Here is a 16,082-nt window from a genome sequence, read left to right on the forward strand (position 1 = left end):
GTCAGCGCGCTGGGCTCAATTAAATGATCACTCTGTGCGGTCCGCACCGACGTCGGGAAAGTCCAATTCGCGGACAACTATTCCCGGACGCTATCGACTGGCACGGGCACACGCAGCGGCAGGCACGCCGGGTGATATTCCTCGCTGAGCTTGACCAGTGGGTCTGCCTCATAATCAGGGACAGGACAGGGTACGGCCTCCAGGCGTTCGGCCAAACCGTCATTCCCGGGGGGAAGATAGAGCCACAAGCTGATGGATGCCCGATCAAGCAGCACCGGAAAAACAGAGGCAAGCTCTATGGCCTCGTCGTATTCAAGCCGCAACCGGCGTACTTCGCGCAGCGTTTGATATTCCGCTGCGCCGTGGCCGAGCGGCAGTCGATGCCATTGTTCCACGTCGTGCTCCGTTTCCAAGCGGACAAAGCGCGGCAGTTTGCCACAGGCCAGGTTTCACCTCCGAGCGGAGCCCGCCCCTTGCTCGGGCGGTATCCGACCAGCGTAGCAACATCAGCGCGGGGCTAGACGCTCATTGCCCACGCTGGCCCAGACGCACTGTTCTTAAGGTGACCGGATCGGATTTCAGGTCTGACGACACGGGGTGTTGTCGTATGCCTGAGCCAGCCGTGCACGTTCAGTCCTTACCGCGCGGGGCTCCGCGAAGAACACCTTTGAGTTCGGCTATTTGCGCTTGCAGGGCGGTCACTTCAGCTTCCCGGGCCTCCCAGGCACGGTAGGCAAAGGTCTTTTCATGATCGCCGGCATTGGCTCGGCAGTATCGCCCCTTGAGCCGCCACCAGATTTCGAATGCTGGCAGACGATCTGGAAACTGCGAAGCCTCCGTCGCGTCTGCCGGCGTGTTGAGGGCGGCCAGCGTCCGAAACAATGTCGTGGCTTGCTGGTACAACGCTTCATGCTTGGCCGCCAACTCCTGTGCCAGTCGGAGTGTTTCATCGGTGGGGTCCATCAGCAATCCTCGGTAGCGCTGTGCTCACCTGAGCGCGGGCAGATCTGTGAGTATAGGCGGCGCAGGTTTCGTTGAGTGAAAGGGTTTGATCGGCAGGAAACGCGGGGCTTGCTCACGCTGTGTCAAATAGCCATAACGAACCCGTTTTTTGCCTTGATCCTTCCGTTTGACTATCGTGCTGTAATCGCCTTGTAGGTACTTCAGCTATGCCTGTCCATGATGAACACAAGCGCCTTTTGGGCCTCATCCGCGAACAGCGCTGGTTCCGCTTCAGCAGCGATGACAACGTGCTGCTTCAATCGCTGGTATACGCCGGGTACGTCACCGCGCAGTTGATGTCCAGTCCCAGCTCAGCCAAGACCCGGCTCGTGCTGACCTTCAAGGGCGTGCAGTATTTGAACGACCTGTATGCCCGACCTGAACGGGCGGGGTCGGTACTGCACTACCGGCGTAGGTCTACAGATGTCCCCTCTGCCCCTTAAGGAGGTCGGCTTATGACCCCTACACCTCACCAACTAAAGTTGCTCGCCGAAATTGGTTCAGGCCTGTCAGTCGTCAGCGGCAGCGGGATTGTGCAGATTGACGCCTTGATTGCGCGCGGCCTTGTGACCGGCGTCCGGCTCGGTTACTTCGATCTGCGACTTACCCCCGAAGGACGGCACGTTCTCACCCAGAATGAAACGCCTACCGGCCAATCCTCTCTCCAACTCCATAATCGAAGGCGTGGCGATAAATGCTGAGACATCCGTAGGTGGATTGACGTCCTTGAAGGACCCGGCCTAAGCGCAGCATGCAAAGAGCAGAACGTTGGGTGAAATCATGGCTCAATGATCAAGGTCGGCTATCCGACCGGTCAGGGCACGTTCATACAGCTCATACAATTGCTCGATCTGGGAGGCTGGCAGCACCTGCAACCATTCCAGCGCTTCGGTGAAGCCGGCCGCCCGCTGTTCGGTCAACAGCGCAACGTTGGGGCTGTCGGCGCGCTGGATGTCGTCCAGCATCCCCTGGCATTTGATGAGCAGAAAATCGGGCAGATCCACCCGTGACACGCTCAGGGGTCTGGGCCTCATGGCAGCCTCGCACACAGGTAGCCCGGCTCCGGCATGAGGACCAGTTGCTGCCACAGCGTCCCCAGTCGCCGGCCAGATGGTGAATAGGCCGGTCCGTCCAGCATGACGCGGTTGCAAGGGATGACATCCGCCAGGGTGAACCACGTAAAACCGTATTCTTCGTTGGCCAGCTGCACCGCGCCTTGCGCATCAAAGGCCGCATACACCGTGTCCTCGTCGATCCAGAATGCTTGTAAGGGTCGGGTCAGGGTCCAGAACTCGTCAGCCGCTTTCATTCGTGTCCTCCTAAGCGTGTACCTTAACCTTAGGCCAGCAAGGACCGTCAAGGCCGTTTACGGCGACAAAATGAGTCAGATAGGCGCCCCGTTTGCAAACACAGGCGTGCGCGATGGAATGGCTGCGTGCCATCTGCCAGGCTGACAACAGCAGGACGATTCCCAAGCGCCTGCATAGGGTTACACTGTATATCCATACATATTAATCGGACCGCCGCCATGGACGCACAGCCCTCGAACTCACTGCCTGATCCCGACCAGGACGCGTTTTCCCTCGGTATTCCGTCCATGCTCGCCGCGTGGAAACACCACTGCACCTTGCTCAATCGTGAGCTGGACGAGACGTGCCGCGAGCTGACGAATAGTCGGCGCCGGATCGCGCAGCTGGTAACCCGGCACGACACTGACCAGCAGCAAATCAAACACCAGCAGGCCCGGATCGGTGAGCTCGAAACCGAAGTGAAGCGGCTAAAGGACCGGCTGGTCACCTCGACCAGCCACGAGAACGCTGGCCACAGCGCCGCGTTCCACGAGCATGCCTACCTGGCCGCGCCGCCGGCAGCGCGTCTTCCCGGTCGTCCCTGAGCCCTTAGGCGTCTTCACGGCCGGTGTGGTGGCGATACCAATCCCACCAGCGATGAAGCGGTGCCAAGGCTTCGCTATCCTCTTCGGTGGCCATGGGGGGCGGCCCGTCCAGCCTGCTATTGCGCGCCTCGCCCGGCTTTGCCAGGCGCCAGTGCGTCACGCCGCTGATGCCCGTTTCAAGGGATTCTTCATACCAGTGAGCCCCGCTCAAGTTGAACGTGCACAAGTGCAGGTCACCGCCATAGGCTGGGCTATAGACGATGTACTCCAACTGACGGGTATAGTCATTCCAGGGCAACGCGTCAGCGCAGGCGACCCACCCATGCCCGAGCGGGCGGATCAATTGAGCGCTCTCTATCTCCTGCATCAGCTTCATGTGGGGGGGCCGCGACATGGACTCGGCTGCGGGCTTTACGAGATTGATCGTCTCAGCCGCTAGCCGCGGCTCAGGTACTGCCGATGCACCCCGGAGCGCTTGCAACGCGCCGCTGCGCTGGATTACGGGGCCCCAGCTTTCGAGCGCATACACAGGGCCGGTTTTGGTGACGATCACCCCGGCCTGCTCCCGGGCCTGTTCCACCAGGTGCGTGACGGTTTTCTTGTCCAGGCCTGTGCGGGCCACGATTTTAACCAGGCTGGCGTCGGGTATCAGGTCAATGGCGGCCAGCACGGCGAGCATTCGTCGCAGATCACCTTTTGGATAGCACATGGAGGTACCAGGGTGCGTTTAATGCACCTATGGTGACACCCAGCGCGTGCCGTGTCACCGCTGTTCATCTGCCCAAGCAGAGTCCTCAAAACGCATGCCTTCACCGAAGGCACAAGGCGGTGGTTCAGGCTCTATTGAATCCGAAAGCCTGCGCGCACACGCGCCCGGTTGAGCCGGCAGGTGGCGTAGCCGCCTGGGGGCGATGTATCCGGGTCTTGGCGCCCGAAGGGTGGCCGCAAGGCCAGGGCAGGGCGGGTACCGCCCTGGGCCGCTTAGACAGGCTTTTGTACGGTCTGAAGGTCACCGGTCCACGCCGTGCCGCAGGCACGAAATGCGTGGGCATTATGCTCTACGAGGGGGGCTCCACACCTCGTAATTCCCTGTTTTTCCGGGACGGGGAAACTGAAGGGGGTATAAAATTTCATTTATTCCAAAGCATCCACAAGCATCTTCTTTGGAAGGTCCAGCCGGGGTCGTTTTGAGGCGGAAATGGGCGCGCTTGGCGCCCCGCTCAGGGCATTCCCACAGGTGACAGCGAAGCGGGAGAAAGCCCACTAAATCGCAGGCGTGACAGGGCCTCCGCGTGAGCGGATACGGATTTTGGACGTAGGGGTGCTTATTTGGCCTTGTTGGCCATCGATGCAAAGAGCCTGTCCATTGCGCCCTGCACCTTGTTACTGGCCTTCACGGCCGGACCGCCTCGCGCCTCGGGTTGGGCTGGGGTTGCCGGCTTGCGCGGGCTTTCCAAGCGTGCCTCACGCGCTTCCTTGGCTTGCCAGCGCTCCCGGGACAGTTCACGGCGCTGAAGCTCCAGCGAGTGCCGTTCCAGCTCGAACAGGCGCTGCTGGCCAATGTCGCGCAGCTGCGCGTCACGGCGCTTCTTGGCGGCTTTCTGTACCCGGTCATAGACGTAGGCCAAGCCCAGGTCTTTCCAGAACAGCCGGGTGAAGCGCACCAGGACGCGGGTGCGCACCAGGTGCAGCCCGTTGTCGTCTTTCTCGTCCAGGCGGATGCGCTCAATGCGCCGGTACACATAGCCGGCCTCGTCCAGGGTTTTCAGCAGACGGCACAGCGCCGGCGCGGAAATACCCGCGTCCTCGGCAATGCCGCGCTGGGTGTTCAGGACATAGCGGCCATTTTGCGGATCGATGTAGCCCAGCACGCTGGTGGCCAAGTCCAGGCGCACCAGCAACTGCTCGGCCACGCGCTCGATGGCGCAGAATTTTTCACGGCGGGTACGGCGGTCACCGTGGACGCCGTCCAGGCGGCGCAGGTACTGGCCGCGGTAGCTGACCATGTTGCTCAGACGCTCGTAGGCGCTGCGGATCAGGGGGTTTTTAAGCTGTTGTTCCGAGAGGTGGCGTGGGGCGGCATAACGGGCAGGCATCTGCCGGCCAGGTCGGCGCAGCGCGGAGTGGGGATCGGAGGGGGCAAGCCTGACAGCCTTGAGGTGTCTCATGCTTCACCGCCTAGGCCACGAGGGTCATGCGCTGGGGTGAAGCCGGTCAGGTCTGGGTGTCGCTGGGTGTGCAGGCCAGGGCCAGGGTATGGCACCGCCTGCGGAGGAATCTTTTCCATAAGTCCGCCATTGAGCGGTGAGCCAGTTGGGATCACTTTTTGGGGCTTGCACGAAGCCGTAGTGATCGCCATAATTGGCTCACGTTAAGTGTGCTGGACAGGTACTCCGCTTTCCAAACGGCCTGTTCAGGATTTTCCAAAAAGCCCCGGCGCCAACCGGGGCTTTTTGGTTTCTGCGATTCGAGATTTACATCGTTTGCTTTCCTGCGAATAAAGCTGCGCTGGATAGTACCACGGCCGTCTCGCATTCCGCTGTACAAATCCGCTGGTATCAATAGGCTACACACGCAATCTCGAAACGCCCTTGCCAGAGCGTTCTAGCCTAGCGTGGAATACTCAGCCTCAGGTAAGGGGCTATAGGCCGCAGCTAGGCCAGGATCTCGATGCCGTGCTTTTCCACAATCATGAGCAGCTTGAGCGCCATGCCACTAGGCCGCTTGTCGCCAGCTTCCCACTGCCTGATAGTTGATGCGCTTGTATTGAGGTACCGGGCAAAAATGGGCTGGCTGACATGGCTGCGTTGACGTATCTGCTTGATCTGCGCGGGTTCGATTTCAGTAGGTACTTCAGCAATGCAGGACTCGTCGAATTCCCGCATCGTAGCCTTGCTGATAGCACCGACAGCCAGCAGCGCGTCAGCCGAGCTGTGAATCGACTCCAAAGCCTCGCTTTTGAATTTTTTAGCCATTGCATATCTCCAAAAAATCTTTTCGCTTCAGCAGCAGCTGGATCTGCTCAGTGCTCAAACCCTCATAGGCCTTGGCAAGCTTTTTGAATCCGGCTAGCTCCTTTTTGCTGATGTTTTCCAGATTGCTCTTGGCAAACAGGAACTGGTACACCCAGTAATCACCACCTTTAGCGAGGATAATGGAGCGGTGCCGGTTTTCATTCAGGCGTTTTTTCCATACCCCCCCGCCCAGATCGTCAGCCTGCCCCTTCATCACCTCCTGTATTGCCTCACAGAGCTCGGCATCAGCAATGGCGGCCTTCTTTGCGGTGACAGCAAAAATTTTCGTTTTGAATACCCTCGTCGGCATAGATCCTCCCTTAGGAGGAAATCTATCACTAGGTGGTAGGGAGGTCAAAGGTTTCCGTATCGGGTCTGAGGCAGCATAGCCAATGCCAATAGGTGGGTAAAACAACCCCATAGCAGCGCCCATCCCCTATTTTCAGGGGTGGCCAAAGGTCTGACCCGATTACAACAGGCAATTTAGGGGGGTTGTTACGCTCTGATTTCATGAAGCAGCACTGGTTGAGTAACCCAGCGTTGCTCTCTGAGTGACGCGCATCTGAATGATCGCGATTGATTACTGATCGCTGGCCCAGCGATAGATCGGCAAATGAAGCGCAAAGAGCTTGCCCTGCGCCTCCAGCGTCCGCCCAGCTGCTGAGCAATGAGCTTTCAACTGCTCCAAGGTCAGCCCATGCTTCTGTGCAACATGGTCAATCATGTAAAAGCCCTGGCGACATACTTCGGAAAAAAGCGCGTGACAGTAGGCAGCGGTGACGTAACAGTCGTCATGAGCATGGCAGGGCGAAGCGGACGGTTGCTGATAGCCAAAGTGATCAGCCAGTATCCGGCATAGGTCGTGATAGATACGGGGGCTATGGAGTGCCAGCCCGTATGGACCAGCTCCGATACCTGCTTGGGGGACTCGTAGCTTTCGACCAGAGGCCAAGCGATAGAGCTTACGAAGCGCTGCCAGCAAGGCTTCACGCTCTTCCTCTTGGTCTGAAAAAGGCACGTGGGTGTCTTTGAAGATGGCTTTACGTACAGGGATGCCGCAGATGTTAGGTTCGACCAGGACGTGTTCAAAACCGATACAGGCTCGGCCATCCAACGTTAAATCGATGGCATAAATCTGATCGCGGTTAGCGCGTACCAGGTCTACGTCAATGGTCTCGTATTCTTCGATTAGGAAGCGACGCATCGGCATCCCCTGGGCCATCAATAAGCTTAAATTATTACTCCAACCAGGCCTCGACCATCTCAGAGCCATACTCCTGTTTCCAAGCTTTGAGAGTCTTGTGATTACCGCCTTTCGTTTCGACTACTTCTCCCGTGTCAGGGTGCTTATAACGCTTCACCGTGCGCGCCTTACGCGTGGATTTCTTGGGTTCTGCTGTGGTTGCGCGGGTAGACTGAGGATCAAGGATTGCGATGATATGCCGCAGGCTGTAACCATACTCAGCCAACAGATCGCGTAGCTTCTGCTCAAATTCGACTTCGCGCTTTAAGCCCTCATCATTTTTCATGCTCTCAAGCTCAGCGAGCTGATCAGCCAATTTCTGTTCTAAAGCGCGGAATTCAGCGAGGCGTGACATGGTGCTACCTGTTCGTGTGTTAAAATCCTATCTTAATGGCTAAAACGCTCTGTGCCTATAGGCAAGCATTGCAGTACTGCCAGGGTTTGTAGCTAACGTGGGAGCTAGGTAAATCCGCTCTGCAATATAGCTTTGGGGTCACATTGCAGAGCGGATACCCCCCACACCGTACGCTCGCCGGCGTCGGTCTTGAGCGTGACGAACTAGCTCATCCTCCTACTTCGCTGCTGAAATAATCAGGAATCCCAATTAGTCCGTGATCAGATGCATTTCCTATATCATCGTCTAAAGAGAGGGTGCAAAATTCGCATCGAGCAGCGTGTGTGAAGCGATAATAATTCACTGGAAAACCTTCGTCGTCATAATCCGAATCAGTTTCGTCATGAATTATTAAAGATTTCACACCGCAAGTTGGACATTCGCGGACATTATAATAATCACGGTCTGCTTCGCTCGCAGCCACCCGCTCAGCTCGATGTTTTTCATGATTTACAAGTTTAAATGTAAAAGATTTGAACTTTGAAGAGCCTATGTTTTTAGGTAGCTTTTCATCATATGCCGCCCTTCCAATCTCTTTAAATAAGCGACCTTTTCTAACTTATATTTTTCACTTGAGAAATGCCTAATTATTTCTTCAAGAGGGTCTAGTCCGCAGCTTAAATTGGAATACTTCCAGATTATTTCCCTGCCAGAGTACAAAGGATGATTGATAACATCTCGAACGAAAGGTAGCACGAACCGCCCAATAAATATATCCAACGCCTTATATTCAAGAATGAATATACCGCGATGCCATATTCTATTTCTGAGATTATTTAGCTCAACTAGGGTATTATAGTGATCAGAAATAAATTCTAGCTCTTTATACCCTTTAAGCTTCCCGGTTTCCACGAGTAATTTGAGCCGACTCATGGCCTCCGAAAACTCAATGCTTTTAACCTGAATTTCTTCATCTGCTGTTAACTTCTTTTTGTGTAGAAGACTATGAAGTACTCCTACCTTCGCTGAAGCAACATCAGAAAGAAGCGGATGATCTGCTCGTAGAAAGCTTTTACAAGCCAGCTCTGCGAAATGCTGAAAATGGACTATGCATTCAGCGTATGCTTCTGCATAGCTCAATGAATGAGCGTCGACTATGTCCTGCTTATCGCTTGTAGAATCGGTAATGGATCGAATCCTTCCACGGAATTTAGCATACGTCATAAAAAATGACTTTAATGCCACCCTTAAGGAAACCAAGGCCAAATCATTCTCTGACCTACTTTGGTCACCAAGCTGAAATCCTTCTTTTATTACGTCCTTTAATTTCACCATAGCGCCCACTATCCATAAATAAATTGAGAATGACCGAGAGCTGCCCTTACGACCGTTTGCTATGGATCGAAAGCGGATGGAGAGAATAGTCGAAACCGCCCCGCTTGGAACGGTTTCAGAAAGGAAGATCAGTCCGAACACATGCCGGCCTCCTGCTCCGGCTCGGGCAGCTCCGGCGTGCCGGCTGCGACGGCCAAGCCCTTCGGCGTGGTGCCGGCCACTTCGCGTTCTGGCATGGGGGGTTGCGCTGACCACTCGCGGCGATTGGTCGTCTTCTCCTTCACCGTGCCATCTTCGGCCACTTCCTGCACCACGACTGGCCGCGTGCCGAGGTCTACAAGGCGCAACTGGTCACCCACTGACAAGTCTGAGTGTTCCATGACGTTATCAATGGCCTGCTCCAGACCTACCCCCCACACCGTACGCTCGCCGGCGTCGGTCTTGAGCGTGACGAAGTAGCTCATCTGCTTGTCGTCCTGGTGCTGGTAACGCGCTGCGCCATGGTCCACCAGCTCGCCCTCAATCACCTTGGTATTGGCCTTGGCCGGGTTCTCGGATGGCGCCGGCACGGCGGCTGCCTGCAACCGGTCTTCGACCTGGTGAACAATCCCGACCGCTGTTTCCGTGGCGGCGTCCAGGGCCTGAACGGTTTCCGGCGAGCCCTTGGCCTGCGCGTACAGCACTTCAATGGCGCCTTTGAACGTTTCGCGGTAAGCGTCGTTTTCCATGTAGGACGCGAGCATGGCGGTGGCCTCTGGCGTCTTGTCGTCGGTTGCGATCAGCCACACTGCATGGTCTTCAGCCCTGAGGCTCATCACCGTGTCCGAGGCACGCACGTCTGCCTCAGTGAGCGGCATCGCCTGCCGCCAGGCCGCTTCGCGCCTGACCATCTCGCTGGGGCTTTGCGCGTCAGGGTCTAGCCCAGCGCCGACCTTCGGCGCGGCCTCATTCGTGGGCTGGTCCTGACCAGGCTCATTAGCCCGTTTAGCGGTGGCCTGGTCAACGTCCTTCGACGTGTCCACACCGGGCTCGATGGTTTGCCCGTCCTTGGCAATATCCAGCTCAGCACGGCGGGCGGCCAGGCCCTGGTTCATCGCCTTGTCAGTGAAATGCACGTCAAGGCCGTTCTTGGCTACCGCCTCGATCACCAGTTTTTTGAAGTCCGCGGTGCCATTGATCGTGAGCGTGCTGCCAAACCGCTCCTTGGCCAGCTGGAGCGCCACGGCCACACCAGGCTCGGTAATGCCCGTGCGGCGCATCGAGATAGCTTTGCCGGTATCCACGAACAGCGTCTTGTCGGTTGCTTTGTCCAGGTAATGCACGTTCTGGGTGAATTTTGCCTTTTTGGTATAGAGGTCTTTGGCGCTCAGATCGCGGGCGCGTTCCTCGGCGGCTTGCGGGTCTACCTGGTTGGCGAAGCGATCCATGATGCGCTTCACGCGATCACGCACGCCTTCAGGGGAATGCCCTTTGGCCCCGCTGATGGTGAAGCCCGGTTCTTCCTTTTCTTCCTCAATTAGCTGTCGTATGGCTGCACTGCCCATGAAATCTACCTCGGTGCTGGGTTGGGGTGATTGAAGCTGTTCGCGCGCTCGCAACCGCTCGAAGGTCAGCACGGAGATCAGCTGGGCCTTGTCCTGGCGGGTCAAGCGGTCATCGGAAAACACGGCGCGCCGGGTCGAATAGAACTGCTGGTCGATGCGACGCATGACGTAGCGGTGAGCCGGCAAAATCTGGTTGTGCTGCGCCTCCCGCGTGAAATACGCGGCCACCGTTGAGGCGTGCTTGTTGGCTGTCAGGGCCTTGATGGGCGCCCGTTTGAACACCAGCGGGTTTTCTGCAGGACGCTTGAGTGGGTCGAACAACATTCGTCCGCGCTGCTCGATGTCCTTTACCGTGGCCACGCGGTGGGGGTTTCTCGCATAAGGCGGTACCGTTGTGCCCAGCCGGCGCTTGCGGGGTTTGCGGGGTGTACGGGCTTGGCCAGCGCCTTGGCCTGCGTGCACGGCCTTAGGCATCGACGTGCCGGCCTGGGAATCGCTGGCCAGCGTTTTGAAGGGCTTACGCAAAAACACCAATTCACGCTGCGCAGGCCGCTTTAGCGGATCGAATAAGCGCCGGCCACGCTCCTCGATGTCCGCAATCGTTGCCACCCGATGAGGGTTCTTCGCGTAGGGCGGGACTACGCGTCCAGCTCGTTGTACTCGGGCATTTCGTGGAGTTCGGGCAGCTCCGGCGCGTCGCCGGTCTGCGGCGCCTGTTGGCGCTGTTGTTCCCGCTGTTGCCTGAGAAACGGCGGCAGGCCGGCTTCCTCTTCCTCCTCGCTCAGCTGCGGGCCGGCTGTGCCCTCCTCGTCCTGTTCCTCGTACAGATGATCGCAGTCCAGAATCTCCTCCTGGTTGCGGCTGTCCCAGGTGAACGTGTGCATCACTGGGCAGTAACACCGTACCGTCACGGCTTCGGGTCGATCCGGCTTGCCGGTGATTTGCCACATCGCTGACGGACAGGTCTTGCAGGCCATCGGCAGACTGGGCAGCGCGTCGCCCCGTAGTTTCAACAACACTTCGCTGGTGATCTCGCGGCCGTTTGCTGGGCTGTAAGTCATGATGCTCTCCATGGATTCGGTAGAATTTCTGTTCACGCTCAGCAAGTAATTGCTGTTTTACCTCGGGACTAGCGTCCACATAGCGCTTACGAAACGAGGGCGTAGCCTTTTCCACATACTTGATTTCCCTGGCGCGTTGCGGCCACTCCGTCAACCGCTGAGCAATGACGGCTTTATCCAAGGGTGGCTTCTTCAACTCGCGCCGAACGATAAAATCGTCCTGGAAAATAGTCTCTTTCAGGTTTGTGTACTTGGTATCACCAGGTAGCTTTACCGCCAGATACTCATTGTCCTTACCTTGGTTGCGAATTCGCGTATCACCGTAGGTAGAGGCCAGTTCGTAAAAGTCGGCACGGGTGGTGACATTCCTTTCAATGACCTGCTTGACCAGGGACTGCTTGAACTCACGGTTCTTCCCGTAGAAATCATCGCCCTTGTACCTGGACAACACACTGGCCGCGTCCCTGATGTCTACTCGGACGCGCTCTCTGGGTGAAACAAGGTTGTATTTCTGGTTCAGGTACTCTTGAAACGCTTCAAAATGCTTTTCGTGGTTTTTATAGAAGCCTACGGGGTTGGCTTCATTGCCGCTGAGCAGGTTTATGCGAGGCACGATGACGTGGATGTGAGGCTTACGCTCGATGGCTTCGCCGGTCTTCTTATCGTTTACCCATTTGAGCTTTGGCAAGTGCGCTTCGGCATAGAAATTGAATTCATCCTCATTATAGGCATACATCAAAAACTGCTTGAACTCGGTAGTTACCGCGTGAAGCGTGGCCTCGGGTATAATGTCTTCATGAAAGCTGAGCGTGAACGTTAGATACCGGTCCTGGCCACGGTCGGGAATGCTTTCATAAATTGCCCGAGTCAGGTCCAGGTCACCCGATAGGACCATTCGGTGGTCCAGTTCATCGCGGCTTAATTCGCGACCTGATTTTTTGCCTTTTTCAAGATACTCCTGCGCGCCAGTGTTGTACCCACTCGCCCTAATCAACATTGGAGATACCTGTCAGAAAGCGGGACTCAATCGAGGCCAGTTTATTGAGCCATTTGAGATAGACAGATTCCGAAATTAAGCCGCGCCGGTTCGCGGCATTCACGCTATGAGCCAGCTGGTTAATGTTGTTACTGGCCTTGTTATAGAAGAACAGCAATCGGTGGTAATCCACCGGCCTAGCTTGCTTGACGTTGAACGTGACTTTGGAGTTTAGGAAAACATCGCGCAGAAATTCGGATGTAGTCATGCCCGTGGCTTTGAGCTTCTTGTCGATTTCAGCAAAATCTTCCTCGGTCACGCGCAGGGTCAGGACGCGGGTTTTCTTGGACTGCTCAGCCATAGGGCCTCCAACAATGACGATTGCTTTGATGACTGACGACGAATGACAAGCGAAGCGCTAGCGCGCTGCGGGGTTGCAAAGGGGTGTCCCCTTTGGCACGTCGATGTAGGAGGGGGCTTGCCCCCGTATACATCGGTAACGTGCCTGCTTATCGCCCCCGAGGATGGGGATTGACCCAGGAAATTCGGGCGGCTTTCACTGTGTTGCACTGTCATGCACTGGCGTGCATTCCAGTTCATTAGATTGCACAAACGTTCACTAGCGTGCACACCATTGCACTACGTTGCACTAATAGGCATGGGCTGGTAGGTTTGAAGCTCGAACGACCAATGAGGGCGGCAAAAATGGCCGATTGGAGAAGCAAACCCCGAACCGGCAAAGCCCAGTTTGTGAAGCACCGGGCAGTGATCCAGGCGCGGCTGAACGCCGGCGAAACCCAAACCACGATTCGCCAGGCACTGAGCCAGGGCGGAGATTTCGAGATGAGCGCCGCGCAATTCAGCCGGTACATCAAGGCGTTCGGCCTTACGGCCAGCGTTCAGATGCCGGCACGCGATCACGGGGGAAATCGCACAGCACCAGCTGCCGAACAGCCCGTTGAACGTCCCCAGCAGGCCGCTACGAGCGCGGTAGAAGCGCCTTCCGCTCCTAAAGCCCCCCTCACGCAAGCGGACTTCAGGAAGATCCGGGAAGACGTGAACAAGATGGACCTAAACGCGCTCATTTCAGGCAAAGGGATTGTCTACGCCGAAAAGTGACGTTTACGGCTGTAGCTTGTAACGGTCCCTGATGCTCTGCGGTAAAGCATCAATCGCATTCCGCTGTGCCTGGTATTCATCGAAGAACCATTTATTCGTCTCGCTAGCATCCTGGGCTTTGATTGCAAGCCATCCCATCGCACCAATCATCGTTAGCGCTACGGCAACAAACCCGGCCAATAGGATGTAATTGAACCGGGTCGCTTGCGTGTCACGCACACTCCCCGAAAGCGCCTTAACCCTGCTTTCCAGCTGCTCGATCTGAATGGCCGCTTTGGTCAAAGCAGGTTCGAAAGCGCGCCCTAGGTTTTGTACGAAAAGTATTGCCGCATACAACGTAGGCTGCAGGCCAGCGTGACCATGGCTGCAAAGCTTCTGGCTAGTTTGTCGTAGCGGGTGCCGATTCTGCGATTCTCTTTTAGCCAGCCAAACATCCGTTCTATGATGTTTCGCTGCCGGTATTTCGGTCGATCAAATAGCCGGGGCAAACCAGGCCTGGGTTTGCGCGGCATGGCGCGCAGTGGGATCACCGGCTGCATTCGGTAACGGTCGCAATAGTGACGCAGGTGTTCTGCGTCATACCCTTTGTCAGCCAGTAACCAGCGACAACGTTTGCGTGGTCGCCCTGGCTTTCCGGGAATGCGTACCTGCTCCAGCAGCGGCTGGGCTTGAGCGATGTCGCTGGCTTGTCCCGGCGAAAGCATAAAGCGTAATGGCACGCCATTAGCGTCGCAGAGCATGTGAATCTTGGTGGTCAGGCCACCTCGACTGCGCCCAAGGGCATGGTCTAGCGGTTCTCCAGGCCCCCTTTTTTCCCGGCGCCTGAAGAGGCTCGGGTTGCACGTACCGCAGTGGAATCGATCATCCAGGTGTCCAGATCGATCCGTCCTTCCTGATTCAGTCGAATGTGCAGACGCTCCAGTATCCGGTCGAATGTACTGTCGTCGCGCCAGTCACGGAAACGCTGATACACCGTTGACCAAGGCCCAAAGCGCTCCGGCAAATCGCGCCAGGCAGCCCCGGAGCACAGAATCCATAAGATTCCATGGAGTACCACACGATCATCACTGCGCGGGCGACCCATTTTCTGTTCTGGAGAAACCAGATCCTTGATCAATTCCCACGCTGCGTCGGGGAGTTCGTAACGCCTTGCCATGCGGACCTCCAGCCAATCATGGCGGCGATTCTACCCGCACCGACTTTTCGTACAAAACCTAGGCTTTGGTGTATCGCTTCGGTTAGCTGGATGCCAACATCCATGCCCGCTTGAGCCGTGGCTGCCTGGATAAAGTCCTTGGTACTTTTTTGCAGAGATAACGCGGTGTCTTCGGCGTCTTCAACCGCGTCGGCCACGATGTTCAACGAATCCCGCATGGACAGTTCAAGCACCTTGGGAATGCTTTTAATATCATCATGCAAGCGCCCAACGTCGCTTAGCAATTCGGTGATTAGCGCATCCCTGGCCGTTGCAGGCATGGCGATTTGTCCATTCATCAGACTGCCTCCTCAGCGAACAACTCAGCAAATACCGCGTCGAGTTTACGGTTGACCCCACGGCACAGTGCGCGCAGCCCATACATATCGGACCAACGATTGCGGTCCTCTGGGCTCGCCTCTTTGTTTTTAAGCAGTTGCTTATAGTCCGTTTCGTCTTCCATCAGCGCTTGCATAGACGTGCGGTTGACCGAGAGGGCATCGAAAAGCTCAGTTTCAAATACGGCGCAACGCTCATTGATCCAGAATGACTTGGAAGTGTCGTAGTAGGCGAAAATAATAGGAAACTCCGCCCGAACATCGCGCTCAACGCGGTTGAAGATAACCCTGATTTTCTCCGGCGGAACACCAATGGCGGAGAGGCTGCTAATCAGTGTCATCGTTTCCTTCTGCTCTTTGGTGCCTGAAGTCACCGGAACCATATAGAAGTCAATTTCTTCATGCGCTTCGTCGAAGCCTTCCAGGTTGGCCATGAAGTCTTCGACGTTGGAAGCCCCAACGTCGATGATTGCATGGTCCTCCAGCATCAATTTCTTGAAAAGCTCGCGAAACTTGTTGCCGCGCAGCTTTTCAACGTCAAGACCCAGGGTTTCAGCGGTTTCGTTGATGGATTCAATGGCGTAAATCGGTGCACCACTCATGCGAGGCGAAAGGAAGTTCGCGGCCAGGGTGGTTTTGCCAACGGTGCCGGTGTAATTAATGGTGACTACTTTCATGTGGGTTTCCTTCAGGCAGGAGATATCGCACCGGGTGCAGTCACCCGATGCGCTTGGTGGTGTGTGTGTCCAGTGTTTTGTGAAGATCAAGACCAAGGGCTCTGCCCTTGTCATCCCGCAACGGCCGCGTTGACCTCAGGAGCGCGGGGTGGTGAAGCTACCCCACACTCCTGCGGTGAGCCTTTTCTGGGCGAGGTAGCGTCAAGTGTTCGCTTCGCCCGTGCTTCCGTTCGCCGCGACGCTAGAGCGCGTCACGACGAGCCGGGAGGACGGCACCTGACGTGATCAGGTACGGAGGTGGTAGGTGAGGAACGTCAGTGGCCTTTAGGGATGTGGGTTGCGGCGCTGCT

The 16,082-nt window shown here is 56.5% G+C and carries 22 protein-coding genes and 1 pseudogene; 4 read left to right on the forward strand and 19 right to left on the reverse strand.

All coding sequences use genetic code 11. From position 1 onward, the window contains the following. Positions 1 to 77 precede the first annotated feature (77 nt). Both LG385_RS24095 and LG385_RS24100 read right to left on the reverse strand, forming a co-directional pair. Entirely contained in the window at positions 78 to 395 is a 318-nt protein-coding gene (locus tag LG385_RS24095; RefSeq protein ID WP_225776340.1) for a hypothetical protein, read from the reverse strand. Positions 396 to 630: 235 nt separating this feature from the next. Then, positions 631 to 963: a hypothetical protein gene (locus LG385_RS24100; RefSeq protein ID WP_225776341.1), complete on the reverse strand. Its 333-nt coding sequence runs from the start codon at positions 961 to 963 to the stop codon at positions 631 to 633. 206 nt (positions 964 to 1,169) lie between these two features. Between LG385_RS24100 and LG385_RS24105 the strand changes: the two genes are divergently transcribed. After that, entirely contained in the window at positions 1,170 to 1,445 is a 276-nt protein-coding gene (locus LG385_RS24105) for a hypothetical protein (RefSeq protein ID WP_225776342.1), read from the forward strand. 66 nt (positions 1,446 to 1,511) lie between these two features. On the opposite strand, the gene LG385_RS24110 is transcribed toward LG385_RS24105, so the two are convergent. From LG385_RS24110 to LG385_RS24120, 3 genes are all read right to left on the reverse strand, one after another. Continuing rightward, a complete protein-coding gene (locus LG385_RS24110) occupies positions 1,512 to 1,658 on the reverse strand; it encodes a hypothetical protein (RefSeq protein ID WP_225776343.1) in 147 nt (48 codons plus the stop codon). Between the two features lie 129 nt (positions 1,659 to 1,787). Then, entirely contained in the window at positions 1,788 to 2,036 is a 249-nt protein-coding gene (locus LG385_RS24115; RefSeq protein ID WP_225776344.1) for a cysteine desulfurase, read from the reverse strand. Then, positions 2,033 to 2,311 carry a hypothetical protein gene (locus LG385_RS24120; RefSeq protein ID WP_225776345.1) on the reverse strand — a complete coding sequence of 93 codons (279 nt, stop codon included), beginning with the start codon at positions 2,309 to 2,311 and terminating at the stop codon, positions 2,033 to 2,035. The genes LG385_RS24115 and LG385_RS24120 overlap by 4 nt, the downstream gene beginning before the upstream one ends. Positions 2,312 to 2,530: 219 nt before the next feature. Here LG385_RS24120 and LG385_RS24125 point away from each other — a divergent pair, with 219 nt between their 5' ends. Continuing rightward, positions 2,531 to 2,896 (forward strand): hypothetical protein, encoded by a 366-nt coding sequence (locus LG385_RS24125; protein ID WP_225776346.1) that lies wholly within the window; start codon positions 2,531 to 2,533, stop codon positions 2,894 to 2,896. 4 nt (positions 2,897 to 2,900) lie between these two features. Here the strand turns inward: LG385_RS24125 and LG385_RS24130 are convergent, their stop codons facing one another. The 9 genes from LG385_RS24130 to LG385_RS24170 all read right to left on the reverse strand — a co-directional run bounded on the left by LG385_RS24130 (position 2,901) and on the right by LG385_RS24170 (position 11,427). After that, positions 2,901 to 3,605 (reverse strand): hypothetical protein, encoded by a 705-nt coding sequence (locus LG385_RS24130; protein ID WP_225776347.1) that lies wholly within the window; start codon positions 3,603 to 3,605, stop codon positions 2,901 to 2,903. Positions 3,606 to 4,221: 616 nt separating this feature from the next. After that, positions 4,222 to 4,992 carry a MarR family transcriptional regulator gene (locus tag LG385_RS24135; protein ID WP_225776402.1) on the reverse strand — a complete coding sequence of 257 codons (771 nt, stop codon included), beginning with the start codon at positions 4,990 to 4,992 and terminating at the stop codon, positions 4,222 to 4,224. A gap of 558 nt (positions 4,993 to 5,550) precedes the next feature. Continuing rightward, entirely contained in the window at positions 5,551 to 5,871 is a 321-nt protein-coding gene (locus LG385_RS24140) for a helix-turn-helix domain-containing protein (protein WP_225776348.1), read from the reverse strand. After that, entirely contained in the window at positions 5,864 to 6,220 is a 357-nt protein-coding gene (locus LG385_RS24145; RefSeq protein ID WP_225776349.1) for a type II toxin-antitoxin system RelE/ParE family toxin, read from the reverse strand. The genes LG385_RS24140 and LG385_RS24145 overlap by 8 nt, the downstream gene beginning before the upstream one ends. Positions 6,221 to 6,490: 270 nt before the next feature. After that, on the reverse strand, positions 6,491 to 7,114 hold the full coding sequence (locus tag LG385_RS24150) for a hypothetical protein (protein ID WP_225776350.1): 624 nt from the start codon (positions 7,112 to 7,114) through the stop codon (positions 6,491 to 6,493). 34 nt (positions 7,115 to 7,148) lie between these two features. After that, the gene (locus LG385_RS24155; RefSeq protein WP_225776351.1) at positions 7,149 to 7,508 is read right to left on the reverse strand and encodes a histone-like nucleoid-structuring protein, MvaT/MvaU family; all 360 of its coding nucleotides are present in this window, start codon (positions 7,506 to 7,508) and stop codon (positions 7,149 to 7,151) included. A 528-nt stretch (positions 7,509 to 8,036) separates the two neighbouring features. Then, entirely contained in the window at positions 8,037 to 8,963 is a 927-nt protein-coding gene (locus LG385_RS24160) for a hypothetical protein (protein ID WP_225776352.1), read from the reverse strand. Next, the gene (locus LG385_RS24165) at positions 8,951 to 10,840 is read right to left on the reverse strand and encodes an LPD7 domain-containing protein (RefSeq protein WP_318781428.1); all 1,890 of its coding nucleotides are present in this window, start codon (positions 10,838 to 10,840) and stop codon (positions 8,951 to 8,953) included. The genes LG385_RS24160 and LG385_RS24165 overlap by 13 nt, the downstream gene beginning before the upstream one ends. 164 nt (positions 10,841 to 11,004) lie before the next feature. Next, positions 11,005 to 11,427: a hypothetical protein gene (locus LG385_RS24170; RefSeq protein WP_413247395.1), complete on the reverse strand. Its 423-nt coding sequence runs from the start codon at positions 11,425 to 11,427 to the stop codon at positions 11,005 to 11,007. A gap of 526 nt (positions 11,428 to 11,953) precedes the next feature. Here LG385_RS24170 and LG385_RS24175 point away from each other — a divergent pair. Beyond that, positions 11,954 to 12,247 (forward strand): hypothetical protein, encoded by a 294-nt coding sequence (locus LG385_RS24175; RefSeq protein ID WP_225776353.1) that lies wholly within the window; start codon positions 11,954 to 11,956, stop codon positions 12,245 to 12,247. A gap of 166 nt (positions 12,248 to 12,413) precedes the next feature. On the opposite strand, the gene LG385_RS24180 is transcribed toward LG385_RS24175, so the two are convergent. Then, positions 12,414 to 12,764 carry a plasmid mobilization protein gene (locus LG385_RS24180; RefSeq protein ID WP_225776354.1) on the reverse strand — a complete coding sequence of 117 codons (351 nt, stop codon included), beginning with the start codon at positions 12,762 to 12,764 and terminating at the stop codon, positions 12,414 to 12,416. Between the two features lie 344 nt (positions 12,765 to 13,108). Here LG385_RS24180 and LG385_RS24185 point away from each other — a divergent pair, with 344 nt between their 5' ends. Beyond that, positions 13,109 to 13,522, forward strand: coding sequence for a hypothetical protein (locus LG385_RS24185; protein ID WP_225776355.1), 414 nt, complete (start codon positions 13,109 to 13,111; stop codon positions 13,520 to 13,522). Positions 13,523 to 13,525: 3 nt separating this feature from the next. Here the strand turns inward: LG385_RS24185 and LG385_RS24190 are convergent, their stop codons facing one another. From LG385_RS24190 to stbB, 4 genes and pseudogenes are all read right to left on the reverse strand, one after another. Continuing rightward, complete coding sequence (locus LG385_RS24190) at positions 13,526 to 13,804, reverse strand: hypothetical protein (RefSeq protein ID WP_225776356.1); 279 nt, start codon at positions 13,802 to 13,804, stop codon at positions 13,526 to 13,528. Positions 13,805 to 13,824: 20 nt separating this feature from the next. After that, positions 13,825 to 14,678 (reverse strand): IS5 family transposase gene (locus LG385_RS24195; protein WP_225772267.1). Its coding sequence is split into 2 segments (ribosomal slippage): positions 13,825 to 14,330 and positions 14,330 to 14,678, totalling 855 coding nucleotides; the frame shifts between segments, so codons are not numbered across the junction. Between the two features lie 14 nt (positions 14,679 to 14,692). Then, positions 14,693 to 15,016, reverse strand: a pseudogene (locus LG385_RS24200) (hypothetical protein); the annotation flags it as partial. Then, positions 15,016 to 15,732, reverse strand: coding sequence for a StbB family protein (gene stbB / locus LG385_RS24205; protein WP_225776357.1), 717 nt, complete (start codon positions 15,730 to 15,732; stop codon positions 15,016 to 15,018). The pseudogene LG385_RS24200 and the gene stbB, both read right to left, overlap by 1 nt. Positions 15,733 to 16,082: the final 350 nt, after the last annotated feature.

The organism is Pseudomonas sp. Marseille-Q5115, from assembly GCF_916618905.1.
GTDB classification, from domain to species: Bacteria; Pseudomonadota; Gammaproteobacteria; order Pseudomonadales; family Pseudomonadaceae; genus Aquipseudomonas; species Aquipseudomonas japonica_A.

Coding starts and splice junctions, on each gene's coding strand:
- LG385_RS24105 (WP_225776342.1), top strand. CDS start 1,170: ATGCCTGTCCATGATGAACACAAGCGCCTTTTGGGCCTCATCCGCGAA.
- LG385_RS24155 (WP_225776351.1), bottom strand. CDS start 7,508: ATGTCACGCCTCGCTGAATTCCGCGCTTTAGAACAGAAATTGGCTGAT.
- LG385_RS24150 (WP_225776350.1), bottom strand. CDS start 7,114: ATGCGTCGCTTCCTAATCGAAGAATACGAGACCATTGACGTAGACCTG.
- LG385_RS24145 (WP_225776349.1), bottom strand. CDS start 6,220: ATGCCGACGAGGGTATTCAAAACGAAAATTTTTGCTGTCACCGCAAAG.
- LG385_RS24125 (WP_225776346.1), top strand. CDS start 2,531: ATGGACGCACAGCCCTCGAACTCACTGCCTGATCCCGACCAGGACGCG.
- LG385_RS24185 (WP_225776355.1), top strand. CDS start 13,109: ATGGCCGATTGGAGAAGCAAACCCCGAACCGGCAAAGCCCAGTTTGTG.
- LG385_RS24115 (WP_225776344.1), bottom strand. CDS start 2,036: ATGAGGCCCAGACCCCTGAGCGTGTCACGGGTGGATCTGCCCGATTTT.
- stbB (WP_225776357.1), bottom strand. CDS start 15,732: ATGAAAGTAGTCACCATTAATTACACCGGCACCGTTGGCAAAACCACC.
- LG385_RS24130 (WP_225776347.1), bottom strand. CDS start 3,605: ATGTGCTATCCAAAAGGTGATCTGCGACGAATGCTCGCCGTGCTGGCC.
- LG385_RS24180 (WP_225776354.1), bottom strand. CDS start 12,764: ATGGCTGAGCAGTCCAAGAAAACCCGCGTCCTGACCCTGCGCGTGACC.
- LG385_RS24170 (WP_413247395.1), bottom strand. CDS start 11,427: ATGACTTACAGCCCAGCAAACGGCCGCGAGATCACCAGCGAAGTGTTG.
- LG385_RS24120 (WP_225776345.1), bottom strand. CDS start 2,311: ATGAAAGCGGCTGACGAGTTCTGGACCCTGACCCGACCCTTACAAGCA.
- LG385_RS24140 (WP_225776348.1), bottom strand. CDS start 5,871: ATGGCTAAAAAATTCAAAAGCGAGGCTTTGGAGTCGATTCACAGCTCG.
- LG385_RS24100 (WP_225776341.1), bottom strand. CDS start 963: ATGGACCCCACCGATGAAACACTCCGACTGGCACAGGAGTTGGCGGCC.
- LG385_RS24165 (WP_318781428.1), bottom strand. CDS start 10,840: ATGCCTAAGGCCGTGCACGCAGGCCAAGGCGCTGGCCAAGCCCGTACA.
- LG385_RS24135 (WP_225776402.1), bottom strand. CDS start 4,992: ATGCCTGCCCGTTATGCCGCCCCACGCCACCTCTCGGAACAACAGCTT.